The sequence below is a fragment of the uncultured Maribacter sp. genome, assembly GCF_947500985.1.
Classification (GTDB): domain Bacteria; phylum Bacteroidota; class Bacteroidia; order Flavobacteriales; family Flavobacteriaceae; genus Maribacter.
This window is the reverse complement of record NZ_CANMTX010000001.1, coordinates 246,605-273,333: the sequence shown is the minus strand read 5'-3', so window position 1 is coordinate 273,333 and position 26,729 is coordinate 246,605. Positions and strand designations below refer to the sequence as shown.

23 protein-coding genes are annotated in these 26,729 nt (G+C 33.4%); 8 read left to right on the top strand and 15 right to left on the bottom strand.

Annotated elements, in window-relative coordinates; translation table 11 throughout:
• Positions 1-27 precede the first annotated feature (27 nt).
• The 6 genes from Q0871_RS01195 to Q0871_RS01170 form a co-directional block, all read right to left on the bottom strand.
• Entirely contained in the window at positions 28-474 is a 447-nt protein-coding gene (locus Q0871_RS01195) for a KTSC domain-containing protein (protein ID WP_073244317.1), read from the bottom strand.
• A gap of 96 nt (positions 475-570) precedes the next feature.
• A complete protein-coding gene (locus tag Q0871_RS01190; protein WP_299317134.1) occupies positions 571-5,460 on the bottom strand; it encodes a DNA repair ATPase in 4,890 nt (1,629 codons plus the stop codon).
• Positions 5,461-5,521: 61 nt separating this feature from the next.
• Positions 5,522-7,588, bottom strand: a complete 2,067-nt coding sequence (locus Q0871_RS01185; protein WP_299317133.1) for an SPFH domain-containing protein — start codon at positions 7,586-7,588, stop codon at positions 5,522-5,524.
• A 14-nt stretch (positions 7,589-7,602) separates the two neighbouring features.
• Complete coding sequence (locus Q0871_RS01180; RefSeq protein ID WP_299317132.1) at positions 7,603-8,313, bottom strand: OB-fold-containig protein; 711 nt, start codon at positions 8,311-8,313, stop codon at positions 7,603-7,605.
• A gap of 4 nt (positions 8,314-8,317) precedes the next feature.
• Positions 8,318-9,031 (bottom strand): PspA/IM30 family protein, encoded by a 714-nt coding sequence (locus Q0871_RS01175; RefSeq protein WP_299317131.1) that lies wholly within the window; start codon positions 9,029-9,031, stop codon positions 8,318-8,320.
• Between the two features lie 12 nt (positions 9,032-9,043).
• Positions 9,044-9,439 carry a molecular chaperone Tir gene (locus tag Q0871_RS01170; RefSeq protein ID WP_299317130.1) on the bottom strand — a complete coding sequence of 132 codons (396 nt, stop codon included), beginning with the start codon at positions 9,437-9,439 and terminating at the stop codon, positions 9,044-9,046.
• Between the two features lie 240 nt (positions 9,440-9,679).
• Here Q0871_RS01170 and Q0871_RS01165 point away from each other — a divergent pair, with 240 nt between their 5' ends.
• Positions 9,680-10,435 carry a helix-turn-helix transcriptional regulator gene (locus tag Q0871_RS01165; RefSeq protein ID WP_299317129.1) on the top strand — a complete coding sequence of 252 codons (756 nt, stop codon included), beginning with the start codon at positions 9,680-9,682 and terminating at the stop codon, positions 10,433-10,435.
• 57 nt (positions 10,436-10,492) lie between these two features.
• Here the strand turns inward: Q0871_RS01165 and Q0871_RS01160 are convergent, their stop codons facing one another.
• Entirely contained in the window at positions 10,493-10,684 is a 192-nt protein-coding gene (locus tag Q0871_RS01160) for a cold-shock protein (protein ID WP_027067037.1), read from the bottom strand.
• Between the two features lie 322 nt (positions 10,685-11,006).
• Here Q0871_RS01160 and Q0871_RS01155 point away from each other — a divergent pair, with 322 nt between their 5' ends.
• Positions 11,007-11,849, top strand: a complete 843-nt coding sequence (locus tag Q0871_RS01155) for a hypothetical protein (RefSeq protein ID WP_299317128.1) — start codon at positions 11,007-11,009, stop codon at positions 11,847-11,849.
• Positions 11,850-11,853: 4 nt separating this feature from the next.
• Here Q0871_RS01155 and Q0871_RS01150 read toward each other — a convergent pair whose 3' ends face one another.
• The 4 genes from Q0871_RS01150 to Q0871_RS01135 all read right to left on the bottom strand — a co-directional run bounded on the left by Q0871_RS01150 (position 11,854) and on the right by Q0871_RS01135 (position 15,689).
• Positions 11,854-12,693 carry an aminotransferase class IV gene (locus tag Q0871_RS01150; RefSeq protein ID WP_299317127.1) on the bottom strand — a complete coding sequence of 280 codons (840 nt, stop codon included), beginning with the start codon at positions 12,691-12,693 and terminating at the stop codon, positions 11,854-11,856.
• 5 nt (positions 12,694-12,698) lie between these two features.
• A complete protein-coding gene (locus Q0871_RS01145) occupies positions 12,699-13,598 on the bottom strand; it encodes a TIM barrel protein (RefSeq protein WP_299317126.1) in 900 nt (299 codons plus the stop codon).
• Positions 13,599-13,724: 126 nt separating this feature from the next.
• A complete protein-coding gene (locus Q0871_RS01140) occupies positions 13,725-14,912 on the bottom strand; it encodes a sorbosone dehydrogenase family protein (RefSeq protein WP_299317125.1) in 1,188 nt (395 codons plus the stop codon).
• 153 nt (positions 14,913-15,065) lie between these two features.
• Positions 15,066-15,689 (bottom strand): SDR family oxidoreductase, encoded by a 624-nt coding sequence (locus Q0871_RS01135; protein ID WP_299317124.1) that lies wholly within the window; start codon positions 15,687-15,689, stop codon positions 15,066-15,068.
• Between the two features lie 205 nt (positions 15,690-15,894).
• On the opposite strand from Q0871_RS01135, the gene Q0871_RS01130 reads away from it, so the two are divergent.
• Positions 15,895-16,176: a hypothetical protein gene (locus tag Q0871_RS01130; RefSeq protein ID WP_299317123.1), complete on the top strand. Its 282-nt coding sequence runs from the start codon at positions 15,895-15,897 to the stop codon at positions 16,174-16,176.
• A gap of 61 nt (positions 16,177-16,237) precedes the next feature.
• On the opposite strand, the gene Q0871_RS01125 is transcribed toward Q0871_RS01130, so the two are convergent.
• Positions 16,238-17,338 carry an alkene reductase gene (locus tag Q0871_RS01125; RefSeq protein WP_299317122.1) on the bottom strand — a complete coding sequence of 367 codons (1,101 nt, stop codon included), beginning with the start codon at positions 17,336-17,338 and terminating at the stop codon, positions 16,238-16,240.
• 214 nt (positions 17,339-17,552) lie between these two features.
• Here Q0871_RS01125 and Q0871_RS01120 point away from each other — a divergent pair, with 214 nt between their 5' ends.
• From Q0871_RS01120 to Q0871_RS01105, 4 genes are all read left to right on the top strand, one after another.
• Complete coding sequence (locus tag Q0871_RS01120) at positions 17,553-19,805, top strand: TonB-dependent receptor plug domain-containing protein (RefSeq protein WP_299317121.1); 2,253 nt, start codon at positions 17,553-17,555, stop codon at positions 19,803-19,805.
• Positions 19,806-19,885: 80 nt separating this feature from the next.
• A complete protein-coding gene (locus tag Q0871_RS01115; protein ID WP_299317120.1) occupies positions 19,886-20,728 on the top strand; it encodes an AraC family transcriptional regulator in 843 nt (280 codons plus the stop codon).
• A gap of 379 nt (positions 20,729-21,107) precedes the next feature.
• Positions 21,108-21,641, top strand: a complete 534-nt coding sequence (locus Q0871_RS01110; RefSeq protein WP_299317119.1) for a carboxymuconolactone decarboxylase family protein — start codon at positions 21,108-21,110, stop codon at positions 21,639-21,641.
• A gap of 67 nt (positions 21,642-21,708) precedes the next feature.
• Positions 21,709-22,122 (top strand): hypothetical protein, encoded by a 414-nt coding sequence (locus Q0871_RS01105; RefSeq protein ID WP_299317118.1) that lies wholly within the window; start codon positions 21,709-21,711, stop codon positions 22,120-22,122.
• A 97-nt stretch (positions 22,123-22,219) separates the two neighbouring features.
• Here the strand turns inward: Q0871_RS01105 and Q0871_RS01100 are convergent, their stop codons facing one another.
• On the bottom strand, positions 22,220-23,773 hold the full coding sequence (locus Q0871_RS01100) for a DEAD/DEAH box helicase family protein (RefSeq protein ID WP_299317117.1): 1,554 nt from the start codon (positions 23,771-23,773) through the stop codon (positions 22,220-22,222).
• A 120-nt stretch (positions 23,774-23,893) separates the two neighbouring features.
• On the opposite strand from Q0871_RS01100, the gene Q0871_RS01095 reads away from it, so the two are divergent.
• Complete coding sequence (locus Q0871_RS01095; RefSeq protein WP_299317116.1) at positions 23,894-24,478, top strand: pseudouridine synthase; 585 nt, start codon at positions 23,894-23,896, stop codon at positions 24,476-24,478.
• On the opposite strand, the gene Q0871_RS01090 is transcribed toward Q0871_RS01095, so the two are convergent.
• Together Q0871_RS01090 and Q0871_RS01085 are read right to left on the bottom strand one after the other, a co-directional pair.
• Complete coding sequence (locus tag Q0871_RS01090; protein WP_299317115.1) at positions 24,459-25,406, bottom strand: EamA family transporter; 948 nt, start codon at positions 25,404-25,406, stop codon at positions 24,459-24,461. The two genes, Q0871_RS01095 and Q0871_RS01090, sit on opposite strands and share 20 nt — an antisense overlap.
• Before the next feature lie 15 nt (positions 25,407-25,421).
• Entirely contained in the window at positions 25,422-25,880 is a 459-nt protein-coding gene (locus Q0871_RS01085; RefSeq protein ID WP_027067021.1) for a cold-shock protein, read from the bottom strand.
• Positions 25,881-26,729: the final 849 nt, after the last annotated feature.

The window sequence follows — 26,729 nt, the reverse complement described above, 5'->3', positions numbered from 1 at the left end:
TTTTGATAACCATTAATTTATATACGATTATGCCTCTTGAAGGTCACGTTTCGATTTTCTGTATAAATAATTCGGGAAAATTGTTCTTTTCGCGAATCTGTTCAACTTGTTAGAATTGATCATTTTCTGAAAAATAGGCTTCGTTACACCGAAGTACTCATACGTAGCACCATCAACGAAAGTAACTTCTAAAACTAAACCATTATGCTGAAAATCAGCAACACCAGAGTTAATAGACTCGTTGTATACTTCTTTATTAGCTTCTTTGGTTTCAGGAGCGATACTTACTAAAAAGTGGTATCCGTCAATAATACGACGACTTTGAACTTCAGCTTCTTCTCTTTTTTCATCACCTTCTTGAAACTTGTCTGGGTGCCATTCTTTAACTAAACCTCTATAAGTGGACTTAAGTGCTTTAAGTTCAATCTCTTTTTCAACCCCGAAGAGTTTCTTGTATTCATTAATGCGCTTCATAATACAGCTTTTTTGCGGCTGCAAAACTACATCTTTATTTTGACGTGAAAGCTTGAAATTCAGTAATAAAAGAAAAAAATAACCTCTCGTTGATAGCTACTCGTTATTCAGACCTTTTTCAAGAACCGATTTGATACCCGCTAAATTTTCTGAAAATTCCATCATTTGAGAAAGTACTTGCGCCATTTCATTAGCATTACCAAATCCTTTTAGCTTATTATTTTTTACAAATTGTTCTTTAATAACACTCCAGCGTGTATCTTCTTCTGTTGAAAGATTTCCTATTAACTCATTGTATTTTAGTAAATTAGCTTCAGCAGATCCGGTCAAAGTTTGTGCTTCGTTTTCATAATGAGAACGTAACATGGTGTTTAGTTCTTTTTCGTTCATGATTGGCACTATTTGAGCCACCAATTTATTCATGTCTCTATAAGAACCTTGAAGTTTAAAAGAGGGCTCTGTACGATATTCGTCTTGCATGGCTGCACTTTTAATGTATGTTGCATTTACTTTCAACAATACATCTCTCACTCTTAACACCTTCTCCAATACTTTTTTATATTCTTCAACTTCTTGGCTAGAATGGTTTCCTATAAGCTGACCTTCGTCAGATTTAGACTCAATTTGTTCTACCAATGTATACACATCGTCAAATTCCTTACTTGCCAATTGCTGTAAAATAGGATTTGCTGTAAGTGAATTTTCAATTAAACTTAGTCTGAACAAGTGTTCTGTTTCGCCAATAATATCACCAAGGTTATAAATATCGGCACGGTTGGCTAACATATCTGGAATCTGAAATTTCTCTCCGCTTTCCGTATATGGATTACCTGCCATTATTACGCAGAATTTTTTCCCACGTAAATCGTATGTTTTAGGCTGTCCTTCGTATACACCTTCTATTTTACGAGTACCATCTGATAAGGAAATGAACTTTTGTAAAAATTCCGGATTACAATGCTGAATATCATCAATATATAGCATTACATTGTTTCCCATTTCAAAAGCAAGATTCAACTTTTTAAGTTCTTCACGAGCAGCACTGTTCTTTGCAGAAGCAGGGTCTACATTGGTAACCTCATGACCAATTGCCGGTCCATTTATTTTAACGAAAATTAAACCAAGTCGGTTTGCTATATATTCCATCAAGGTGGTTTTACCATAACCTGGTGGCGATATCAAAAGCAACATACCCATTCTATCGGTACGTTTGTTTGCACCTACCGTACCTAGTTGTTTCGCTAAATTGTTACCGAAAATTGGAAGATATACTTCATCAATTAATTTATTACGTACGAAAGACGTAAGCACTCTTGGCTTAAATTCCTCTAACTTTAAATCAATTTTTAGTTTTTCGGTTATTTCGTGTTTTGTCTTTTTAAACTTTAGAAATGCCGGAACTTCATCTGACACAAATAAATTCATTCTAGAAATAAAATCATGATAATTGAATGAATAAACTCCTTCAACAATAGTTTCATGAGAACCTCTCAACTCTTTTAAACTTTCATTTGGCGAAACAGCCTTGATTTTAGAAGCAGATTCATCTCTAAATAAAATGGCACCAACAATCTCATTTTCATATCTGTTTAAATTAAGATTAGTATCGACATCTTTTTTAGATTTTAAAAATGCACCTACCCATTGTTTCACCAAACGAACTTTCGATGAAAATTTTGGAGCTTCTTCAACACTTTTCTTAAACTTTAAATCTGCATTTTGAGATTTAAGTAATTTTAAAAATTCATCTTTTAATTGAATAGCAAAGCCACTATATACAAATTCAGAATCTGATTTTAGTTCTTCAAACAGATAATCAGCAATATCTTCGCTTAATAGGGCGTCAAATAGCTTAGTTTCTTCAGAAAAGACTTCTATTTTCTTTTTCAATCCCTCAATGATAGAAGCGTATTCTTTAGATTTAGGAAAATATTGTAAAACCTCTCCTGCAGCTTTTAAGCCTTTATCCAATTCAGCCATAACATCTTTGTCTAAATCGTTCCAGAAAAATTGTGCATAACCACGAATTTCTGGTCGGTAAGTAAGCAAATCTAATTCATGGTGTTTATGTACTAAAAGCTTTAGGATTCTTGATGCATCTACATCATGAACACCTTTAATATAACCTTCGGAATAATCGTTTCTACTTTGTTCTTGCACCACTTTTAAAAGTTCTTCTTCACTTAGAGGAAGCAACTCAATTTCAGTAAACTTAGAAAATATTTTGTAGGCTAAATATGCAGCACGATAAATATCATCGGTTTCCGATACATATTCTTGATCCCATAAATGTCGATTTTTAACGAACGCTTCATTGTTCAGTTCTTTATAAAAATCGGTTCCTGTCAAATGATAGTTCAGTTCATTATTATGAAAAACAATGGTAAGGTCTAACTGTTGTTTGTTGACTCCGAATTTGTGTTTACCCAATCTTATAACACTATCGCCATCTTCATAAAGATCTAGCTTATCCTTTAACTTTCTAAGGGCATCTTCCCTAGCCGTTTTCAATTGGGTTTCAATCTCTTCAGCTTTACCACTATCATCAAGCTCTTGCAACTGAGAAATAATATCACGCAGCTTATTGATCATTAAATCTGATGCAAAGTATCCATTAATCTCTACGGCAGATTTAAAACTCTGTGCCTTTTTCTGTACCCCTTTTAATATTCTAGCAGATGCATTGGCTAATGCGCTAGATTTCTTGTTTCGCTTTTCAATTAAGGAGTTCTTTCTCGCATCAAAAGCAGCATAAACCTCTTCTCTTTTTTCAATGATAGTTTCGATAAACTCTTCAAAATCGGTGAATTTACCTTCTAGTTCTTCTAATTGAATAGATGTTTTGGTTTGATATTCATCACACTTTTCTGGTGTAGATGCCATATCTAGGTAATTGATGATACTCTGATCGATCAATTTTAATTGTGCGGCAAATTCTGCCTTGGCTTCAGATATACCAAGAGAATTCCTCTTGTTTTTTAAAGCAGCTTTAAGCTCATTTATAGTAGAGAAAATCAATGAAATATCATCGATTATCTTAGTGGAATGGGCTGTATCTTCAATTTCTAGGTTAGAAACAATATCAATCAGCATTTCTAGCTGGGTACTGATCTCATTAATTTCTTCTTCCTTCTCTTTAGCTACAATTACCTTTTCAACAGTAGCTATAAATTCTTTTTTATCTTTTAAAGCGTCATGGTATGGTTGTAATGCATTCGGGTTTAAAAGAAACTGAACACAACGTTCTGATATCTTTTTGGTCTGCTCCCCTATTTGTTCTTCTAGAACCTCTATATATTCTAAATCAATATATCGTACTTCTTTAAGCGAAATAGCTTCACCTCTTAAAGATCGCAACCTGGTAAGTAACGCAACAAACTCATCAATACTTTTAAATGAGGTACTTTTGATTTTATTAAATAACTCCTCAGAATTCTGTTGAATTAGTTTAGATTGATTTTGAGCATTTTTACGCAGTTGTACTACCTTTTCAAACTCATCAATAGCAGCGTTAGATGCTTTGTTGATTTCTTCAATGGGCTCGTTTAATTGATGTGTTTCTGGTTCTGGTAACCAATAATACGCATCTAATATATCTTTCGAGAACTTTGCAATATCACTATATAGTCCGGCGTAGTTGTCGTTTTTATTCAACAATGTAATTAAGCCATTGACTTCTGCCATAGCCTTTACAATATCTTTGTTTCCTATTTTATAAAGAAGAGTATCTTCATGCTGAGAAGGCACGTAATCACCTTTTAAATAAGGTGTTTGCCATATTTGAACTACATGATGTTTGGTTTGTTCTTGTTCAGTTTTGAAATAACAAAGTTCACCATTTTCTAAAATTGTAAATCCATTACAGATGATAGGCGTTTTAATAACCTGGCTTATGATATTATAAGACATAAGGTTATATAACCCTTCGGCAGCAGAATAGAAAACATACAGAAAATCTTCTCCGTTAGGAGAAACAATACGTTCTTGAAACTTTACATTAGGGATAGCATTATCAAAAATATGATACTCTCCTGTTTGTAAATAATAACCCGTTGGAAAGATGATACCTTGATCATCTGGCAATAAAATACAGGCATTTTTAACCGATTCAATTTTTTGAACCTCTTTCATTTTGTCGTTGTAAACAAAGTAGCGAGGCGATTCTTGAAACGGTTTTATTTCTAGTATTAAAAGATTACCCAAATCGCCAAAGCGATATTGCCCATCATCAAGAGTTTGGTCAACGTATTCTACAGGTTCATCTAAAATACCTTTGCCTTCAGCAGTGTTATCTTCTATTTTTATGGTAAGATCGCCATCAATAGTTTCTACAAACACACGGTCTTTAATAGACACGTGAGGATGCACACCATAACGTTGCATGTCTCTTGTAGCCTCTTGCCATTTAAACTCTTGTTGAACAGGAAATTTATATTCATGTTCGCTACGGTTATCAATATACTTTAAAGCATTATCAACCAAAAGCCATTTAAATGTTTTAATATCAGTAGGACTATCGCTCAACTGAAAAACCATATGAAGATAATTTCCTATTACCGCAAAATTGGAAAATATTGTATTTCTATAGTATTTATATAAATTGGTAAAGTCAGATCTAAAAGTTTCGTCATCTAAAATATCAAGAGTAGAAGCTTTAAAACTATTTTCTTTAAACTTATAAGCGCTAAAAACGTCTTTAATAGTTATCTCGGTTCTAAGACCAAAATGAACATTATACCCGAACAGACAAGTGTCGCCAAAAGAAACAATATCTCTTGCTATACAATTATTCTCTGTATTGATTCTGTCATTAGCAATAAGCTTTGTTTCTAATGATCCAAAAACGGTTTTTCGATTATCATTTAGATTAATTAGCTTACTCTGTAACAATTCCTTCTGCTTTTGCAGTCGGTTTTTAATTACATCATAAGTACCGCCATCTAAAATATGTTCTTCCGTTTTGTCTGTTCGGGATTCTTCTGCCATAAAAGTAACTAGGCTTTAGTATTACATTAATAATTCACTTAAAAACTCTTAGCGCACTTGGTTATTTCAGCTTTTTATCTCCCATACCTAATCCCTTTGCAAGGTTAAATAGGTTGCTAAATAACGTTTGTTCGTCGCTATCGTTTGATTTTGACTTTAAGTCCATCAGTAAATTAGCAATAGTCACATTCTTAAGGTCTTCAGATGAAATTCCATATTTATCAGCGAATTCTTTTACCTTTTCTAAAAGATTTCCCTTGACATCATCGCTGCCTAAAATAGCATCTTTTACATCTTGTATATTGGTACTGTTTTCAACCAATCTATCATACCCTTTGGCTCTAGTAATTTGTCCGATAATTTGATCAAAGAACATCGTTTCACCACCAACAATATCAATTTTGGCAGCTTTTAAAGCATCACCAATAACCTGTGCCTGAGCATCTGCTATATCTTTTTGAATATTTATGTGAGCAAGATCAACTTGTAATTCTTTATCTAAACGCAATTTAAATTCTTCATGCTCTTTACCAACACCATCTAGTTTCTTCATTGCATTAGCTTTCTCTTCAATACCAGCGGCATCTGCTAGCGCCTTTTCTTTGATAACATCAGCCTCAGCTAACCCGTCTTTACGTTTCGCTTCTGCCTTAGCTTCAATACCAGTTGCTTCAGCTTTCGCTTTTTTCTCAATGATAATTGCTTGAACAATTCCCTCACGCTCGTAAGCATCGGCTTTAGCATGCATCACTTGGGCTTCAGACATACCAACAGTTGCTTCTTCTTTAGCTGTTGCTTCAGCTAAAATTTTACGTGCTTCAGCCTCTTTCTCACTCGCTTCTTTATGAGCTAAAGCTTCAATATTAATTTCTTCGGCTTTTTGCTTTGCAGCTTCTTTTTGTGCTTCTGCAGCCTTAATTGTTTTAATTAAGTCTTCTTGAGCATTCGCTTCGGCAATAGTAATTTTTACTTGCTTATCTCTATCGGCAGTTTTAAAAGCTTGAATATCTTTCATGTTTTCTTGCTCTTCCACTACTCCCTTTTCAAGGGTAACACGATCACGAATAACATCTTGAATGTTCTTCTTCTCAACTTCAACTACTTTCTCTTTTTCAATCTGGGCGAGGGTAACTACTCTCTCTCTTTCTGTAGCCTCTAAAAGTCTGTCTTTTTCAACTCTCTCAGTTTCTACGGCATCTGTACGTTGCTTATTCTTTAAAGCCACAATGATTTGACGCTCCATGTTTTCTTCGGCAACCTTCACTTTTTCACGAGTAGCAATACGGGCGGTTTCTGACTTTAATAACTCTTCTTCAGACACCTTTAAAATTTCAGCCTCTTCGCGAGATTTTATATTTGCAATTTCTCTTTTTTGCTGTTCTTCTTTTTCAGCCAATTGCTTATCAAGCTCTAGAATAGCTTCTCTTGCTTCAACATCTTGTTTACGGATTGTTTTCTCCTCATCACGCTTAATAAGATTTGACTTCACATTTTGGGCAGCAGTTAAATCGTTGATTTTCTTAATACCTTCTGCATCAAGAATGTTATCAGCCTTTAAATGTGCAACAGCCGTTTGTTCTAGGTAGTCAATAGCACAATCTTCTAAAGTATATCCATTAAGGTCTGTACCAATAATATCTACAATTTCATCTCTGAACTCTCTACGTGCTTCGTATAATTGAATAAAATCGAACTTTTTACCAACTGTTTTTAGTGCTTCAGAAAACTTAGCTTCAAATAACTCTTCTAAGGTTTCTTGGCGAGATGCTCTTTGTACACCAATAGTTTGGGCTACTTTTTTAATGAAATTAACTTCATTATTTACTCTAACGAAGAATGCCACTTTAATATCGGCACGCATGTTATCCTTACAAATTAAACCTTCAGTAGCTAGTCTTTCAATTTGAATTTTCTTTACTGAAATGTCCATTACTTCTACCCTGTGAAATACTGGTACCACATACAGACCTTTGTCTGTTGCTACTTTAGTTCCTCCAAATCCAGTTCTAACCAAGGCTTGACCTTGATGAACTTTTTTGTAGAACATTGCAATGATTGCAAAATAAACAATGATAAGGAAGAGGATGACCCCCAGACCTATACCGATAATTGAAAAGATGGATTCCATAAATGATTTAAGTTTTATTGGTTATAAGATTGAACTAAAAAATATGTGTGATCCGCAGACCTTTTGATAATTAAGACCGAACTACCGTAGGTTAACGGTTTACGGTCCAGAGATTTTACATAGATAGAATGACTATTACCATCTGCTTTTACTACTGCGTTACCCATTTTGTCTTCAGTAATGTTTGATAATAATGTTGCTTGCCTGCCTAAAAAATCTACAGGTGCATCACCATCTTTATTCAATTGCTTGAAGAAACCTTTAAACGGAGTGGTAAATAATTTATTGACAAACAACGCTGGAAAAAGAGCAGCAATCATTATAATGAAACCTATAAAGTTATCATAGGTAAACGTCAATGTGGTCATTAGTGTTGTAATCAACCACCAAACAAATATCCAGCAGGTAAACGTAAACATGAAAGGTAAGCCTACAAAGTTGAAGTAGATAAGAAAGATTTGCCACCATTTAAGTGGTCTGCGTCTTTTGCCTATGACATCATCTTGATTGACTTCGGTATTCGAGATATCTTCAAAATCAAGATTACCACCTTCTATACCAGAGTCAAGATCTATATCGGCATCAACATCTATATCGACATCAATATCTAGGTCGAAATCAAGACCACCTATCATGGTAATGATCCAATACACCAGAAGGAGTATCAATAATAAGGTTAACGTGATATTTACCTCAGAAAATAATATGTCTATTAGTTGATTCAAATTTTTATTTTTTGGATTTGTTAAACCCTAGTTGTTCTTTTAATTTTTGAAGTTCATCATCTGCAGCAGCCTCAGTAGTATCAGCAGCTTTGTCTAACTCTTCATCAATAGATTTACTAGAATTTGCAATATCGCCATAAGCTTCAGCCAAGGCTTCTTCTTGAGCAATTTTCTCTTTCATTCTTTCAAGCATTGACACCGTACCAGTACTATCTAATTCAGCCATTTGCTTGTTTAAATTTTTAGTAGCATTACTTACCTTAACACGAGCTTTAAGCGTTTTTAGCTCATTTTCCCAATTACCAATGTTAGCTTTTAAAGCTTCAACATTACCTTGCATTTGACTAACATTGACTTCGAATTTATCAGTTTCTGTCTTGGTAGCTTCTAATTGCTTTTCGTTGTTTTCTTTTTGGACTAAAGCCTCTTTAGCAAGTCTATCTGCTTCGGCAGCATCCATTTCTTTATTGTTAGCCTTCTTTAAAATAATAATGGCTTTGTCTTGATACTCCTTTACTTTGTTCTTGTAAACATCTTGATCATTCTTAGAACGTATGGCAAGTGCTTTTACTTGTGCAAGCGCTTCTAAACTTTTTTCTAAGTCTATTTTCATATCCCTAATGCCCTGTTCTGTCATTTTTATAGGATCTTCCATTTTGTCAATTGCCGAATTGGTTTCAGCCTCTCCTATTTTAAATAGTCTTTTAAATATATTCATGATTTTTTATTTTTAGTATTTAGAAAATTCAATTATTTGATCTGAGTATTCACTCATTAGTAAGCTTAAAGAATTGAGACTTGCCTCAAACTCGTTTAGATCCATATTCTCAATTTGTAATGTATCTCTGAATATGACCCGGTTTGCTGTTTCATCTAAAACAAAAGCCCCATGAATGATATCTCTATTTTTCTGAAGTAAATTTTTAAAGATTTTTTCAGATTGATTATGAACAGAAAATATAAATTGTTCCATAATCAAGATTGGTGGTGACACCCCTAAAATCAGATTTTTTATCCCAGAATCTTCTTTCTCTACAACCAAAATTCCGTCTGCCCTATTCTCTTTAACGATATTAAAGTTTAATTGTAGAAGATAATCTCTGGTTATATTAAAATGGTTTTTCATATTGGTTAGTTTTTGTAGGTGGATTCTTAGATTCAATAATACAACATATTATTGGTGTGTTTTCTTAAATTCAGATTAAGAACGCTAAAATGTAAACAACGACGATGAACATAATATTGTGTTTTAATAATGGTTAATAAAAATAACAGCTCAAAATAATAGCAATTTGAATAATAATTGCTAATTTTGTTAGACAAATATAATAATATTTTTATTACTTGCAAATTATATTAGCAAAATATGTCATACTTCGGAAAGAATATTAGAAAGATAAGAAGTTTAAAAAGTCTCAGTCAACAGGCGTTTGCAGAGCTATTTGAGCTTAAAAGAGGGACTTTAGGTGCGTATGAAGAAGGGCGGAGTGAACCTAAATTAGAAACGTTAATTAAAATTGCTAATTATTTTAGCATTCCAATAGATGACCTATTAACAACAGAATTAACAGTAAATAATTTATTAAAGTTTAAAGGGAATTTAACTGTTGAACAAGATTTAGGTGAGCAAGAATTTTTTATTAAAGTACCTTGTATTACAACGCTAAATCAATCAGATTATATTAAGTATAATAATAAGGATTCTTACATTCAAGATTTACCATTTTTGTCTTTACCAATAAATCCTGATAAGAAATTTAGGGCTTACACGGTACAGAATTTAGAAATGAGTAAAAATGAATTGGGCATGTTTCCAAAAGATATCGCCATAGGCGAATGGATTCCTCCATCGGTTTATTCAAAATTGAATAATGGAACACTTGTTTTTGTAGTTACGGATAAAAGTATTATTCTAAGGCGGTTATTTATTACCAATGATACTTATGTTTTACGTGCCGAGCACAAAAATGTAGATGATGTAGAATTACAACCTAAAGAAATAAAAGAGATGTGGCGTGTTAGATACGTGTTCTATCACAGATTACCAGAGACCAACTTTAATCTAGAAGAGAAGTTATTTCAATTAGAAAAAGATTTCGATAGACTTAAAAATGAGCGGTAATAAAAAAAGCTCTTCATTTCTGAAGAGCTTTTTATTAAACTTGAAAGTATATATGTCTTAGATAACTTTAACGTTCACTGCGTTTAATCCTTTGTTTCCTTCTTTAAGTTCGAATTCAACTTCATCGCCTTCACGAATTTCGTCGATTAAACCTGAAATGTGTACAAAGTGGTCTTTTTCAACTCCTTCTTCAGTGATAAAACCGAATCCTTTTGTGTCATTGAAAAATTTTACTGTTCCTTTACTCATTGTAATGTAATTTAATTTATAATACTTATTAAGCTGCAAAGATGGCGCCAATAGTTGACAAACAGCGTTTAAACTTATTTTAAATCGATATTTTGTGAATACTTTAAGAGTTTTTGCTTGTTTTGAGTATAATTAAGGCAATTCTTACTTTTTTTGAGCAGCTAACCACTCCATAATAGTCACATTTTCACTCTCCAATACGACTAGTTCTCCATTAAAATCGAAATTGGCATGGTTAGCGTGGCTATAAATTCTATGATAATCAAGTTAATATTTGATATTTTAGTAGAAACAACAAATCAACTAACTCAAATTTCCTAAAATGACAAAAATAATCAGTGTACATAAAATAATATCAGGCTTAATATGTGTCCTACTTTTTAATATGGGGATAAATGCCCAAAAAGCAGCATTCGATATGGAAAAAGATTTATTGCTAGTGCAGTTGGACTGTAAAACCGATATCGACGATTTACATACCGCAGCAGGTTTTGCTACGCTACTAAATCACCCAGATTATATGAATCTAAATTATCTTGCTGTTGCAGGTACTTATGGTATTCAAGAAGGTTTGTATGTACCTCCAAACGAAATCATGCCAATGGTTTTCCTTGAAAATTGGTTAGATGCAGATAAAGAATGGAAAACTTCGGTAGATAAAGTGGTAACTCAGGCATTGAAAATCATTGAAAATGGAGGTTCTATTTGGGTAGTAGAAGCGGGACAGTCAGATTTTACTTCAGAATGGGTTAAGGAGTTGTCAAGAAAAGATCTTTCTATTAAAACAAGAGAAAGTGTTCATGTGGTTCAGCATAGCGATTGGAACGAATCTGCTGCCAAACCTGTTAAACTTATGTATACAAAAACGGTTACGGATTATCATAAAATAGCAGATGGTAATGAAGTGGGCAATGGTACACCAGGTTTTAAGTCTGATGGTAAGGTAGATTGGGAATCCAAATTAAATGATGAACACTTAACCAAGGTTTGGAATACTGCTATTCGTTTAGGAAACCAGTATAACGGAATAGATGGTAGATATTTAAATGAAAGTGTTGCTGAAGGCGGACTTGATTTTTCTGATTTAAGTGAAGTATGCTACATTTTAAATCTTATGGATATTAAAGATGCAGATGAATTTTTTACTTATTTCAAAGTAGTCTAGAATCTTATTTAAGTTTTAAAAAGGCCTCTTGTAATCTTTGTGTTACGGGGCCTTTTTCATTTCCAGTATAAAGTATATGTTTATCAATTTTTTGAATTGCAGCAACCTGTGTACTTGTGCCTGTTAAGAATGCTTCATCAACAGTATTCAATTCTGATAATGAAACAGGAGTTTCTCTAATTTCTATACCTAAAGAGTGACAAAGCTCAATTACTACAATTCTAGTAATACCATTAAGAATATATTCATCTGCCGGATGAGTATATACTACTCCATCTTTGATAAAAAACAGATTACTGTGAGATGCCTCAGTAAATACTCCGTCTCTATGTAATATAGTTTCGTAACATTCACGCTGCATGGCTTCTTCATTCAACATCACATTACCTAAAAGAGAAGTCATTTTAATATCGCAACGAGACCATCTAAAATCTTTTCTGGTAATTACATGGGCATTTACAGTATTTATTTCAGGCAAAACCTTTGGTACGGCATACATCATAATTGTAGGTTTTATATCTGCAGGAAATGAATGTTGTCTTGGTGCTACTCCCCTAGTAATTTGAATATAAAGCATACAATCTTTATCGGTTAGCCCTACTGACTTTAATAAAGTGGCAATTTCATTTGAGAGCACACTAACATCAAATTCTATATTGATTTTTTGGAGTCCCGATTGTAAGCGTTCTAGGTGTTCCTTTTCATAAAAGAATCTGCCATTTATCTGAACCATTACTTCGTATAAACCATCACCAAAAATAAATCCCCGATCAAAAACCGATACTTTAGCATCCGTAGAATTTACAATACTTCCATTTAGATATACTTTATCAGGATAACTCATAAAACTTATAAATAACGTTGTAGATGTTTTTTGAAATAAGTAGCGCTATCGCTAATACTGTGCATAGAGGTCTTAGCAAAATTACCGCCTTGTTCTATATAGTAATATTGTAAATCATCTTTGTTGATAGATGATAACATACTTTTGTAATCAATAGATCCATTACCCATTTCAGAATAATCTCGAGTTACTTTGTCCATATCTTTTATATGCCACATAACATAGCGACCAGGGTTTTCAGCAATTAATTTAGCCGGACTCTTATCTGCGGAATGCTCAACCCAATACATATCCATTTGTAGTTTTACCAAATTTGCATCTGTGCCAGATAAAATTATATCATAGCCTTGCTCACCATTATGGTCTGTAAATTCAAAATCGTGATTATGATAAGCGAACTGTAATCCGGCATTGGTTACCTGTTCTCCTATTACATTTAATTTATCCTTCAGAATTTTAAAATTTTCAATTGTTCGATATTCTGGTGCCAACCATGGCCATGTAATGTATTTACTATTAAGGTTGATAGCACCTTCTATGCATTGGTCTACATAACGCTCAAGCTTTTCTATTGGCTCATTAAAAAGACTAGAAAAATCGTAGTGTCCGCTAGATATGGTAAAATCTAAATCATCTATCTGTTTTTTGAATTCCTTAGATTTTATACCGTAATACGTATCATTGTCAGCATCATAGCCATAAATCTCCCCGTCAACATATCCTAATTCACGTGCGTATTTAATACTCTCGATAGGGTCTTTGGCCATTGAATCGCGAATGGTAAATAACTGTAAACCCATTTTATATTTATTATCCATAGGTAATACAGATAAGGGTAGCATGGAACTTACTGAAAGTACACCGGTCTGTTTTAAAAATGTTCTGCGAGAATTTGAGTCGTTCATGATGATATGTTCTAATGAAATAAATAAGTAGTATAAATATAAGGGTTGCGAAAAGAACTTAAACATTTTGTAACGAAAAAAGCAGCCCAAAAAGGCTGCTTTTTTAAATCTAAGAAGTTATACTTATTAGTTACTCGCTACCGCTGTATTGCTGTATGAAAGTCTATAAATTGCATCACCGTAATCATCAGAGATAAGCATAGAACCATCTTCTAACACCAATAAATCAACTGGTCTTCCGGTAGCTTTTTGAGCTACTTCATCTAACCAACCATCAATAAAAGTTTCGCTATTTACAACTTCGCCATCTTCAATATCAACCATCATAATTCGATAGCCTACTTTCTTACTTCTGTTCCAAGAACCGTGTTCTGCGATGAAAGCTTTACCCTTATATTCCGCAGGAAACATATTACCGGTATAAAACTTAATACCAAGTGGAGCAACGTGAGCATCTAACTGTAAAGCAGGGTCAACAAAATCTGAACAAGGTCGTAAATCTCCAAATTCTGGATCTTTAACAATGCCACCATGGCAAAAAGGGTATCCAAAATGTTGACCAGCTTCGGTTACGGTGTTTAGTTCACAAGGCGGAATATCATCACCTAACATGTCGCGACCGTTGTCTGTAAACCACATTTGTTTTGTGTCAGGATGCCAAGTGAACCCGACGGAGTTTCTAACTCCTTTAGCATAAATCTCACGATTACTACCGTCAGGATCCATTCTTGAGATAGTTGCAAATCGCTCATCTTCATCCGTCTTATTACAAATATTGCAAGGTGCCCCTACAGGAACATAAAGCTTGTCATCCGGTCCGAAGGCTATATATTTCCATCCGTGATGAAATTCCGTTGGAAAATCATTATAAATTAATTCCTTTTCTAGCTCACCACCAATCTGATCTTCAATATTTGGATATTTCCACAAACTACCCACTTGAGCAACATACAAATCTCCGTTTCTCATGGCAATACCATTTGGTACTTCCATCGTATCAAGGACTATAATATTATCAGCTTTAAAATCGACATTAGTATCTTGAATAGCGTACACATTGTTTTCTGTACGAGTACCCACAAATAAGGTTCCATTATCACCCATAGCCATAGAACGCGCACCATCTACTCCCCTAGCGTAAACCTCAATTTTAAAACCTTCAGGTAAGTTTAAGTCTAGCAAAGCCAAATCGGTGCTATCAAGTTCTACTTGGGTTGCGGCACTGTCATTGTTTTCTTTTTTATTCTCTTTACAAGAATTTAGCGCTATTACTACGGCGAGCGCCATAGTTATCTTTAAAAATGAACTTTTCATATTTTAGGTTGTTTAGTTTAGTACGAAGATACATAACATGGTTAAGTATAAATACTTTAAATAGTAATGGTGAAATTTTATTGAACTTAAAAAAGTCAATACTATGAGTATTGACTTTTATTTCTTGTTTAGAGACTATTCTTTAGTTGTTTATTAAGCATCCATAGCTTTCCCGATTAAGGTTTCGCCCTGTATTATTTCAAAAGTTGAATTTATAGCGGCATCATCATGTAGCGACCTTACTAAGGTTTGTGCAACATCATCTCTGGTAATAGAACCTTGCTTATTTAATTTAGATTTTAATTCAATTTTACCAGTACCAGCATCATTTGTTAGAGAACCAGGTCTTACAATGGTATGCATTATATTCGCAGATTTTAGATATTCGTCTGCATTGTGTTTTGCTTTCAAATATTCTTTTAAGTCACTGGCTTCTTCAGGGTTATCTGCCCCCATCGAACTTAACATTACAAACTTTTTAATATTTACTTTTTTAGAAGCATCGATTAGATTTTTGGCACCCTCTTGGTCCACTTCAACTACTTTTTTACCACCGGATCCAGCTGCAAAAATTACTTTATCTATATTAACTACTGTATGTGATAAATCTTTTTCTAAATCACCTAATACTGTTTTTATATTTTCTTTTTCAAACTGTTCTCTTTGCTCTTCTTTACGCACCATTGCAATAGGTTCAAAATATTGAGAACTTTTTAAAAGGTGTACTATTTTTTTTCCTGTGGTACCATTGGCACCAGCTACTAATACATTTTCCATCTTCAAATTATTTATTTGCAAGTTGGCTAAATACTGCCGTTAACCTTAATGCTTTACCTATTTTTCTTAACACGATTACATTTTTCTATTGACATGAAGATATGCAACTCAGGTTTTCTTAAAAGAGCATAAATTTTATTTGAAAGCGATAAGGATAAAGATGTAGTACTTATACCTTGTGCTGATAATACTTAAAAAAATAATTATGAAAAGTGAAAATAATAAAGCGGAATATAATTCTGATGTTACAGAACAAGATTTAGCTGCATTAGGAGAAAAGACTAAAAATACAAGAACAGATGGTGGCGATGATGTTCAATTAATCAATCGAAAAAATGATGTTGATTTTGCAGGAAATGATTTAGATGTACCTGGACGTAGTTTACCAAAAAATCAAATGAACCTAAAGGATGAGGAGAATCAACTATATAGTCAAGGTGGATCCGAAAATGAAAATTTAGAACAAGACACCGATACAATTAGATAGTAGGAAAAATAAAAGCAGCCATTTGGTTGCTTTTATTTTTTAATTAATTTTTAAAAAAGTTTTAGTTTGCTTCACTGTATTCAGGGTAATCTATATATCCTTCTTTACCAGGAGTATAGAAAGTGTCTGTATCCCAATCTGCAAGCGGGTAATTATGCTCGAAACGCTCAACTAAGTCAGGATTAGAAATAAACGGCTTACCAAATGCAACTAAATCTGCATTACCTTCTTCAATAACTTTATTACCAGATTCTTGATCAAAACCAGCGTTGATCATTAAAGTTCCATTATAAAGAGGTCTAAAATGTTTCGCAATATGTTCTACAGCGAATGGTACATTAGAAACGTCATTAAATGGTTCGGATAAATGAACGTAAGCCAAATCATAATCATTCAGTTTCTTGATAATATATTCGAAAATTGGTATTGTTTCTTCATCAAAAGTGATACCGAACATATCGTTCAACGACGGATTAAATCGTACTCCTATTTTTTCTTGTGGAATTACGGCTTTCATAGCATCTAAAACTTCAAAAAAGAAGCGTGTTCTATTTTCTATATTTCCTCCATATTCATCTGTTCTGATATTAGAAGTGCTAGTAAAAAATTGATGAAATAAATAGCCGTTAGAAGAATGAATTTCCACTCCGTCAAATCCTGCTTCAATGGCGTTGATAGAAGCGTTTTTAAAATCTTCAACTGTTTGTTTAATGTTTGCTGTAGTCATTGCTTTTGGTGTCACGGTATCTTTAAATCCTTCAGGTGTGAATGATTTCGCATTAGGATTCAATGCTGACGGAGCCAATGGCAATTCGCCATCGTGAAAATCTGGGTGAGATATACGCCCAACGTGCCACAATTGAATAAATATTTTTCCGCCTTTATCATGAACAGCTTTTGTTACTTTTTTCCAGCCTTCTACTTGTTCTTTAGAATATATTCCAGCAGTGTTTATATAACCTACGGCGTCTTTAGAAACTTGCGAACCTTCGGTAATAATTAATCCTGCAGATGCTCTTTGAGCGTAGTAAGGAACATGTAAATCTTCGGTAGGTATATTTCCTTCATTTGCTGCCCTACTTCTAGTCATAGGTGCCATGACTACTCTGTTTTTTAAATCTAAATTCTTATGAAACGGGGTTAATAATACTTGATTGCTCATATATATGCTTGTAAAATTTTTTATTTATGTTACAAAGATCTTACTATTAAATGGGGCTTTTTGACTCTTACCGTTAAAACAATGTTATAAACCGTAAAAAATAAAGATTAGTAACCATATCCTTTAGATTTGCCGTTGTGTAATAATCTTTAAAACCATTGATATTTTTTGTCGTAAGTATTGCTGAAAACAAACCTTATCTAAATTATACTTTATGAATTACAGCTGTAATAGGGCATTAAAACTTTTAATATTTACTTTTTTATTTATTGCATCAGTTAATGTAGAAGCACAGAACCTTAAAGCAGCAGTAACAGATAAAGAAGGCATCGCTTTAGAGAATGTGGGTATATTCAATCAAACGTCGGGTCAACATAGCCATACTAATTTGTCGGGCGCTTTTTCACTACCATTAACATCGGTAAATGATTCTGTTTATTTCTCCAATTTGGGTTTTAAAACCTTTGTTTTGGTTGTAACTCAAAATCATTTTGATGAAGGGATTAATATAATTTTAGAGGAATCAAGTATTAATTTAGATCAAGTCGTCGTAGTTTCAAAAGTAGATGCCATGACTAGGTTTGTAAATATAGACGTGCAGAACGATCCTGTAAAATCATCTCAAGAAATACTAAGAAAAGTACCCGGTCTATTAATTGGTCAGCATGCAGGAGGCGGTAAAGCAGAACAGATTTTTTTAAGAGGATTTGATATTGATCACGGTACAGATGTAGCCATTAGCGTTGATGGTATGCCAGTGAATATGGTATCTCATGCTCATGGTCAAGGGTATGCGGATTTGCACTTTGTAATTCCAGAAACTATAGATAATATTAACTTCGGAAAAGGACCATATTACGCAGATAAAGGAGATTTCAATACTGCCGGCTATGTAGATTTAAGTCTTAAGAAAAGTGTAGACAAAAGCATGGTTTCTTACGAGTCGGGTCAGTTTAACACCAATCGATTTGTTGGTCTTTTTAATATTCTTGAAAGTAGTAAAAGTGATGCGTATTTAGCCTCAGAAATTTATTTGACCGACGGACCTTTTGATTCGCCGCAAAATTTTAATCGTGTAAATATTTTGGGTCGCTACCATTATAAAGATATCGGAAAAGAAGAACTTACATTAACCGCTTCTCATTTTCAAAGCAAGTGGGATGCCTCTGGTCAAATTCCGCAACGCGCTATTGATCAAAATATAATAGGTCGTTTTGGAGCTATTGATGACACGGAAGGCGGACAAACTAGCAGAACGAACTTAATGTTGAATCATACCAAATTCTTAGGTGAGGATCAATTTTTAAAGACAAGAGCTTTTGTGAGCAAGTATGATTTTGAGTTGTTTTCAAACTTCACTTTCTTTTTAGAAGATCCTATTAATGGTGACCAAATACGACAGTATGAAGACAGAACGATTATGGGTGCTGAAACTGTTTTCGAACAGATTGATATAGCGGTAGGATCCGATGATAGATTCAAATATTCTACTGGTATCGGATTCAGAAATGATAATGTAGATGATGTTACTTTAGAACATACCTTAAACAGAAAAACATCTTTAGAGCAGTATGCATTTGGTGATGTAGACGAAACCAATATCTATGGGTTTGTGAATGGAGAATACAAAACAGGAAACTGGACCTTTAATCCTTCAGTACGATTAGATTATTTCAATTTCGAATATGAAAACAAGCTAAGCGAGTTGTATGATAACAAAAGCGAAAGCAAGGCAATAGTGAGTCCGAAATTAAACACCTTATATTCCGTGAATAGAAATTGGCAATTATTCTTAAAAACCGGTTTAGGATTTCATTCAAACGATGCTCGAGTAGTAACGGCAAATGAAGGTAGAGATGTGCTGCCAAAAGCATATGGTGTAGATTTCGGAACTATCATTAAGCCAATAGATAAACTAGTGCTTAATGCAACTTTATGGGGATTGTTCTTGGATCAAGAATTTGTTTATGTAGGTGATGCCGGTATTGTTGAGCCAAGTGGTAAAACCAGAAGAGTTGGTGTTGAAGTTGGTGGTCGTTACCAAATGTTAGATTGGTTATATCTATATAGTGATGTAAACTATACCTATGCACGAAGTACAGAAGAAGTAGATGGCGAAGATTATATTCCGTTAGCGCCAGATTTTACTGCTGTAGGCGGATTGTCTTTTAGTGATATTGGTAATTTTTCAGGTAACTTAAACTATAGATATTTAGGTGATAGAGCTGCAAATGAGGATAATAGTATTGTTGCAGAGGGTTATTTTGTAACAGATTTAAACCTAAACTACCATATCAAAAACTGGACAGTTGGTGTAATTGTTGAAAATTTATTTGATACCGAATGGAACGAAACTCAGTTTGCTACAGAAAGTAGACTGTTCAACGAAACCGCATCAGTAGAAGAAATTCATTTTACTCCTGGTACTCCGTTTTATTTAAGAGGAAAGGTTTCTGTGCGGTTTTAAAAAGTTTGTTGTTTAAAGAATTTTAAAAGGTTGATTTGTTACTCATGTAATGAATCAACCTTTTTTTAGACCAAGTTTTCATGCAAGAAGTTTTTAAAGATTTTAGTACTGGTGGATTACTTAAAATTGGTAATGAGTTATTGCTAGAATCATATAGAAAACCAAAGCAAGCAGGAATTTATATTTTTATTAGAACCACTACTCAAAAAGCTTCTATAGAAGTAGATGGTGTTCCGTATACAATTTCTGAACATAGTTTGTTGGCACTAACACCTATCCAGTTTTTTCGATATACAGAAGGCAGCGACTTAATTGTATATCAATTTAATAGAGAGTTTTATTGTATTAAAGACCATGATCAAGAGGTAAGCTGTGCCGGATTGTTATTTTTTGGAAATGCCCATATTCCTGTCATCGATTTAGGCGAAAAAGATCAACGAAAGTTTGACACTTTACATGAGGTATTCGTAGATGAATTAGAAACTGAAGACACTATACAAGCAGAAATGCTTCGTATGCTCATGGCTCGCTTTATGATAATGAGCACAAGATTACTAAAAGCTAAAGAAGGTTTCAGTGAAGCTGCCAACGATGTGAAAGTTGATTTGCTAAGAGGGTTCAATTTATTGGTTGAAGAGTATTATAAGTCAGAACATTCAGTTTCGTTCTATGCAGATAAATTATATAAATCTCCAAAAACTTTATCCAATACCTTTTCTAAATTTAATACCACTCCCCTGCAAATTATTCATGAGCGTATAATTCTTGAAGCAAAGCGATTACTTATTTATACCGATAAGACAGCAAAAGAAATAGCCTATGAAATTGGTTTCGATGATGCCTCGCACCTAAGTCGTCTTTTTAAAAACCAAACACAACAATCTCCGTCTGATTTTAAGAAACAACTCAAAAAATCATTTTAGGGAAATATCGACAACACCTAGGGTAATATTGCCCGTTTTAAGATTCATAATAACTAGATCTTTGTAGTGTAGAAATAAAACAACAAAGACATGAATTTAAAACAAAAATCAATCTTCAATTTAATAGAAATATTTACGTCTAAAAAGGCGGTGGTGACTAATGCTATCAATGTAGAAAAACATTGTCATCGAAACCATTTATCAGATTACTACTGTGATTCTGATAGCTCTTCTAGATTAACTAAAGTATTCAATACATTTCTATAAAGGAAAAATTGACATGTAGAAAGGAGGTATTTACATGATAAGTACTTTATAGCGAACATACCTTTGTACAAGATAAATCAAAGAATAAATCAATAAAATTAAAACAAAATATATGAGCAGATTTAACGTACCAACAAGAGAAGAAGTAAGCGAAAACAATCAAGCAATTTTCGATAATTTAGAAAAAGCTTTAGGCTTTGTTCCTAATTTATATGCCACCTATGCAAATAGTGAAACGGCATTAGAAAATTACTTGAATTTTGCCAACGCAAAAACATCTTTGTCAGCTAAAGAGAAAGAAGTTGTCAACTTAGCGGTTAGTGAAGTAAATAACTGTATCTATTGTTTATCTGCACATACGGCAATAGGTAAAATGAACGGATTTAATGATGAGCAAATTCTTGAACTAAGAGCAGGTAAGGCATCATTTGATTCTAAATTAGACGCTTTAGCAAAATTGGCTAAGAATATTACTGAAAACAGAGGTAGAACAAACGAAAAAGTTTTAGAAAACTATTTTGCAGCAGGATATACAAAAGCGAATTTAATTGACACCATTTCATTAGTAGGTGACAAAACAATTTCAAATTACGTACATAGTACTACACAGGTGCCAGTTGATTTTCCTGTAGCAGTTTCTTTATAAATATAATTTTACAAACAATTAGTAATAATCTATCCATTAGAGCAAATGCTCATTAAATTTTAAACACATGAAAAAAGTATTATCAATTTTAGTTATCGTATTAGCTTTCACATTTAATTCAAACGCACAAGACAAAATGATGAAAGGTGGTTCAAAAGAAATGAAAATGAATGATGGTGTAAAGAAAATTACACTAGAACAAACTGCGGGTGAGTTTACTCAAAAATCTATCACAGTAAGTGAAGGTACTTATGTCTTTGATGTTGCAAATAACAATGTAGGTAAAGATGTTGGTTTAGTATTGGTAAAAAAAGGTAAAGATGCCTCTAAACCAGAAAACCATATTCAAACAGCATATGTAACTGCTGCAGTAAAGAATAATACTGTAGGTCATTCAAAAGAAACTAAACTGGAAAAAGGAGAATATGTATATTTCTGTCCTTTAAATCCAACACCACAGTACAGTCTTATTGTTGAGTAAGCATCAATTAGGTATAAATAAAAAGGGCTGTTCATTTTTGAACAGCCCTTTTTTATGTTATAAAATTCTTTAAAGAAATAGAAAATTTCAATTCAAATTAATCTTCTGGCGGATGCCCGTGTATATCTTCAAAAACCGTATCAAAATTTTCTCTTAAATACGCATTCAGTTTCTTTTGGTAATCATCTTTTAACCAGCTTAAGAAATTGTAGGTACTCTTGCTAATACATTTTCCGTATACATGAATACGATTATCAATATCTTCTTTTAGTAACTTAGCTAAAGCCAATGCATCATAAACATCTTCGCTATTTTCTATACACATATATGCATGGTGAGCAATAGAACGTTCTAGAACAACTTTAGAAGATTCCCCTGCAAACGTTGCCGTTTCGTAGGTTTGTTTGATATCGAAATAAGTTTCCTTAGAGTTTTTAAATTCTTCTTTAACTTCATCAGAAAGCTCAAGTTTGAAATCACTTTCAATATCCTCATCGTCTTTAATCCGATCCATGTAGAAATTCGGAGACTTAAATATAGCTCCCCAATCTAAATCTGCACCCCATGGTCCAAAACGATAAAGGTTGTTACCTAAATCGATAACTGTAAATTTCGATTTGTTATTCAAAACCCTAGAACCCCTACCAATCATTTGGTAGTAAAGTGTTAATGATTTTGTTGCTCTGTTTAAAATAATAGTATCAATAGTAGGTTCATCAAAACCTGTGGTTAAAATACTAACCGATGTTAGAATAGCATCAGGTGTTTCTTTAAACCATTTTAATATTTGTTTACGCTGCTTTTTGGTAGCAGTATTATCTAGGTGCCTAATATTTAAACCTGCAGCTTCGAAAGTATGATATACTTGAATAGATGTTTCAATACCGTTATTGAAAATTAATGTCTTCTTTCCTTTAGAATGTTTGGTGTAAGCTTCTAAAAGCTTGCCAAGCATTGCCGGACTCGTATATAAATCAGCAGATGATTTAACGGTATAATCGCCATTAGACCCAATTTCTAAAGATGTAAGTCCCATGTCATACTGAAATACCTCTGCCCTAGCCAAGAAATCGTTAGCTATTAAGTTTTCAATGGTTTCACCTGGTATAAGCTCATCATAGTTTTTATTCATAGGCAAGTCCTTATTAGAACTTAACGGCGTTGCCGTAACACCTAAAACAAAAGAATTCTCAAAAAACTTAAAAAGTTTGGTAAAAGAATTATAGTGAGCTTCATCAATAATAACAAGACCAACGTCGGAAATGTCTAATTGATCATCATTCAACCTATTGTTTAAGGTCTCAACCATGGCTACATAACAGCTGTAACGTTCGTGGTCATCAAGATTTGCTTTACTATTGACTACTTTATTAACGACGCCAAAGCTAGTAAGCATTGATGAAGTCTGATTACAAAGTTCAATACGGTGCGTCATTACCAAAACTTTCTTGTTGTGGTTTTTTAAATACTGACGTACCATTTCAGAAAAAATCACTGTTTTACCACCACCGGTCGGTAATTGGTATAGAAGATGGTAATCATCTTTTTCTGAATCGAACTTGTCAAAAATTTGTTGAATTGCTCCTTGTTGATAGCTATAAAGTTCCTTATCGGTCTTTCTATCTTGTAATTCAAAAACTGTCTCTTGCATAAAATCTTCTCTGGAGCTTACAAAGGTAACATTCTCTATAGTAGATTACTAATTCATGCGTTAAAAAGGGTATCTTTTGCGACCATATGTCATCAAAATAAATAGTAAGCGGTTAAATTAATGCAACACAGTCATTTTAAAATCTATAAACCCTTCGCAATGTTGAGTCAGATGTCATCAGGAGAAGATCGACAACTACGCAAAAAACGATTTTTAAGTGAGCTTTATCATTTTCCGGATGGGATAATGCCAATTGGACGGTTAGATGAAAAATCAGAAGGATTACTATTAATGACCACGGATGGGAAGTTGAGCGACACCATAAACAGCTCAGGGATAGAAAAGGAATACTTGGCCCAATTGGATGGCTTAATCACTCCTGATGCAATTCAAAAAATAGCGGAAGGAGTAACTATCGGAATATTCGGAAAGAAATACAAGACCAAGCCTTGTGAAATAAAGGTTTTAGAGGATTTGCCATCACTACCCGATGCAGATCAAGCATTACGAATTGGTAGGCACAGACCAACTTCATGGGTAAGCATTATCATTAAAGAAGGAAAATTTCGTCAAGTTCGTAAAATGACTGCATACGTAGGTTTTCCAACAGTTCGGTTGGTTCGTGTACGAATTGGTGATATTCAATTAGAGAATATGACACCAAGAGAAGTAGCTACTATTAAAATTACTCTACCGGATTTTTAGGAATACGTTTTCCTGAAAATCTTGAGAATATTGTTAAGCTCTTTTTGCTATTAATGAAATATACACCCGTTAATAATACAACAGATGCTATTGCTGATTGTGCGGTAATATCTTCGTTTAAAAAATACCAGCCGAGAATCATAGCAATTATTGGGTTTACATAAGTAGAAGTCGCTACTTTTTCTGGAGATACAATACGTAGTAAATAATTGAAGGCGGTAAAGGTTACAATGCTACCGAAAATAATCAACAACGACATAGACCAAAGAACGGGAGTACTCCAAGTGTTTGGAGACGACCATTGCTCGCTAAATATGGCACTAATAATTAATAACGATATACCGCTAGTGAACATTTGATAACCCGTGTTTACAAAGAAGTTTTTTGGTAAATCGGCTCTGCCAACAAATAAACTACCATAAGACCAGCTAAGCATGCAGAAAAAAATTAATACCATGCCCAATATCGCTCGGTCTTGTGCAATAATGTCTTTCTGTCCGACTAAAAGAAAAATACCCATAACTCCGAGAACTACACCCACTATTGACATTGGTTGTATTTTTTTTCCTTGAAATAAGCGCATCATTATTAAAACCACTAAAGGTTGCGCTGATACTTCGAGAGCCGCAAAGCTGCTATCTACAAATTTAAGAGCCCAAACAACAACCCCATTTCCAAAAGTCAGAAATAGAAAGCCTGCAAGAATAGTGTTCTTAAATTGTTCTTTGGTAATTTTAAGAGAGAAGCCTAATATTTTAGAAATAATAAAAATAAGACTACCAGCTATTACAAAACGGATACCTGCCAACATAAAGGCTGGCAATTCCGTTACTGCAATTTTATTCCATAAATAGGTAGAACCCCAAATGAAATAAATGGCGAAAAATGACAATACTACCAGAACGGTGTTACGTTGCATTTTCGCCATTAAAAATCTTTAAAACTAAATTTTCTTTACACGAACGGCGTTCATACCTTTCATGCCTTTTTCTAACTCGTAAGAAACTTTATCGTTTTCCATAATTTCATCGATAAGACCACTAACGTGAACAAAGTATTTTTCGTTGTTCTCAGCGTCTATAATGAAACCAAATCCTTTTGTTGTATCGAAGAAAGAAACTTTACCGTTTCTTACTGGATCGAATTCTTCAACATCACCTTCTTCTTTTTTAGGAATACCTAAAACGATATCTTCTGCCTCAATTTCGACTTTCATTGCTGGATCTGGCGGAGTATCTACCAAGTTTCCGTTGAAATCTACATAAGCAAGTGGAATACCAGAAGTACCACTTTCTTTTGCAGCTGCTTTACGAGCAAGCATTTTTTTCTTCTTTTCTTCACGCTTTTTTAAGCGCTTTTTTTCTTTTTCAGTTTTATTAAATGTTTGTTGCGATTTTGCCATTCGTAATTTTAATGATAATAATAGATTTTGCAATAAAGGAATTGAAATACGTGGTGACGTGTAAAACAAACGGTAAGTTTTTTGAGTAAACCTAATTATCCTATTTGTTGTAAGGTCATTGCAAGAATCATCTGCATCCCTTTAAAGTTCTGCAAAGATATGATTTGTATTTCAATTATTTAGCATTAGTTGGCTTCAAACTAGCAAACTTTTAAGAGACTTTATGATAATTTTTAATTCATATCATATTATATATGCTTTTATATTTGTTTTTAGCCCTTTCTCCTACCCTTAAAATGAAATTATATTAATGGATTTCGAAAATAATGTTAAAATTACAAAATCTTCGAATTAATTTAACTTACTGTAAATCAGTATGTAAATAAAATAATTAAATAGTTTTTTGTTAAAAATAGTACCTTTTTATGCATAGTACTGTAACAAATTTCAAATACCCTCGTCTTGTAAGTATAAGAAAATTATTAATCATCAATATAAAATCAAACATCATGAGAACTTTTATCAGAAACACACCGACAGAAACAAGAAAGAATTCATTCTTTTCAAGTTTTAAGAACAGTAAAAGAGTACAATGGGCATCATCAAGAAATCATACTCATTAAAATAGTTATAATAAATATTCATCATTCACTCGGCTAATCACCGAAACTAAAAACAAACATCATGAGAACTTTTATCAGAAATACACCGACGGAAACAAGAAGAAATTCATTCTTTTCAAGTTTTAAGAACAGTAAAAGAGTACAATGGGCATCATCAAGAAATCACACCCATTAAATAGTTACAACAAACATTCATCAATCACTCGGCTAATCACCGAACTTAAAA

What these genes read in the sequence shown, in the direction of transcription:
- Q0871_RS01120 (WP_299317121.1), top strand. Translation starts at nt 17,553, where the DNA reads ATGAATTACAGCTGTAATAGGGCATTAAAACTTTTAATATTTACTTTT.
- Q0871_RS01125 (WP_299317122.1), bottom strand. Translation starts at nt 17,338, where the DNA reads ATGAGCAATCAAGTATTATTAACCCCGTTTCATAAGAATTTAGATTTA.
- Q0871_RS01155 (WP_299317128.1), top strand. Translation starts at nt 11,007, where the DNA reads ATGACAAAAATAATCAGTGTACATAAAATAATATCAGGCTTAATATGT.
- Q0871_RS01135 (WP_299317124.1), bottom strand. Translation starts at nt 15,689, where the DNA reads ATGGAAAATGTATTAGTAGCTGGTGCCAATGGTACCACAGGAAAAAAA.
- Q0871_RS01130 (WP_299317123.1), top strand. Translation starts at nt 15,895, where the DNA reads ATGAAAAGTGAAAATAATAAAGCGGAATATAATTCTGATGTTACAGAA.
- Q0871_RS01100 (WP_299317117.1), bottom strand. Translation starts at nt 23,773, where the DNA reads ATGCAAGAGACAGTTTTTGAATTACAAGATAGAAAGACCGATAAGGAA.
- Q0871_RS01105 (WP_299317118.1), top strand. Translation starts at nt 21,709, where the DNA reads ATGAAAAAAGTATTATCAATTTTAGTTATCGTATTAGCTTTCACATTT.
- Q0871_RS01110 (WP_299317119.1), top strand. Translation starts at nt 21,108, where the DNA reads ATGAGCAGATTTAACGTACCAACAAGAGAAGAAGTAAGCGAAAACAAT.
- Q0871_RS01185 (WP_299317133.1), bottom strand. Translation starts at nt 7,588, where the DNA reads ATGGAATCCATCTTTTCAATTATCGGTATAGGTCTGGGGGTCATCCTC.
- Q0871_RS01090 (WP_299317115.1), bottom strand. Translation starts at nt 25,406, where the DNA reads ATGGCGAAAATGCAACGTAACACCGTTCTGGTAGTATTGTCATTTTTC.
- Q0871_RS01195 (WP_073244317.1), bottom strand. Translation starts at nt 474, where the DNA reads ATGAAGCGCATTAATGAATACAAGAAACTCTTCGGGGTTGAAAAAGAG.
- Q0871_RS01095 (WP_299317116.1), top strand. Translation starts at nt 23,894, where the DNA reads ATGCAACACAGTCATTTTAAAATCTATAAACCCTTCGCAATGTTGAGT.
- Q0871_RS01160 (WP_027067037.1), bottom strand. Translation starts at nt 10,684, where the DNA reads ATGAGTAAAGGAACAGTAAAATTTTTCAATGACACAAAAGGATTCGGT.
- Q0871_RS01115 (WP_299317120.1), top strand. Translation starts at nt 19,886, where the DNA reads ATGCAAGAAGTTTTTAAAGATTTTAGTACTGGTGGATTACTTAAAATT.
- Q0871_RS01140 (WP_299317125.1), bottom strand. Translation starts at nt 14,912, where the DNA reads ATGAAAAGTTCATTTTTAAAGATAACTATGGCGCTCGCCGTAGTAATA.
- Q0871_RS01165 (WP_299317129.1), top strand. Translation starts at nt 9,680, where the DNA reads ATGTCATACTTCGGAAAGAATATTAGAAAGATAAGAAGTTTAAAAAGT.
- Q0871_RS01145 (WP_299317126.1), bottom strand. Translation starts at nt 13,598, where the DNA reads ATGAACGACTCAAATTCTCGCAGAACATTTTTAAAACAGACCGGTGTA.
- Q0871_RS01150 (WP_299317127.1), bottom strand. Translation starts at nt 12,693, where the DNA reads ATGAGTTATCCTGATAAAGTATATCTAAATGGAAGTATTGTAAATTCT.
- Q0871_RS01190 (WP_299317134.1), bottom strand. Translation starts at nt 5,460, where the DNA reads ATGGCAGAAGAATCCCGAACAGACAAAACGGAAGAACATATTTTAGAT.
- Q0871_RS01170 (WP_299317130.1), bottom strand. Translation starts at nt 9,439, where the DNA reads ATGAAAAACCATTTTAATATAACCAGAGATTATCTTCTACAATTAAAC.
- Q0871_RS01085 (WP_027067021.1), bottom strand. Translation starts at nt 25,880, where the DNA reads ATGGCAAAATCGCAACAAACATTTAATAAAACTGAAAAAGAAAAAAAG.
- Q0871_RS01175 (WP_299317131.1), bottom strand. Translation starts at nt 9,031, where the DNA reads ATGAATATATTTAAAAGACTATTTAAAATAGGAGAGGCTGAAACCAAT.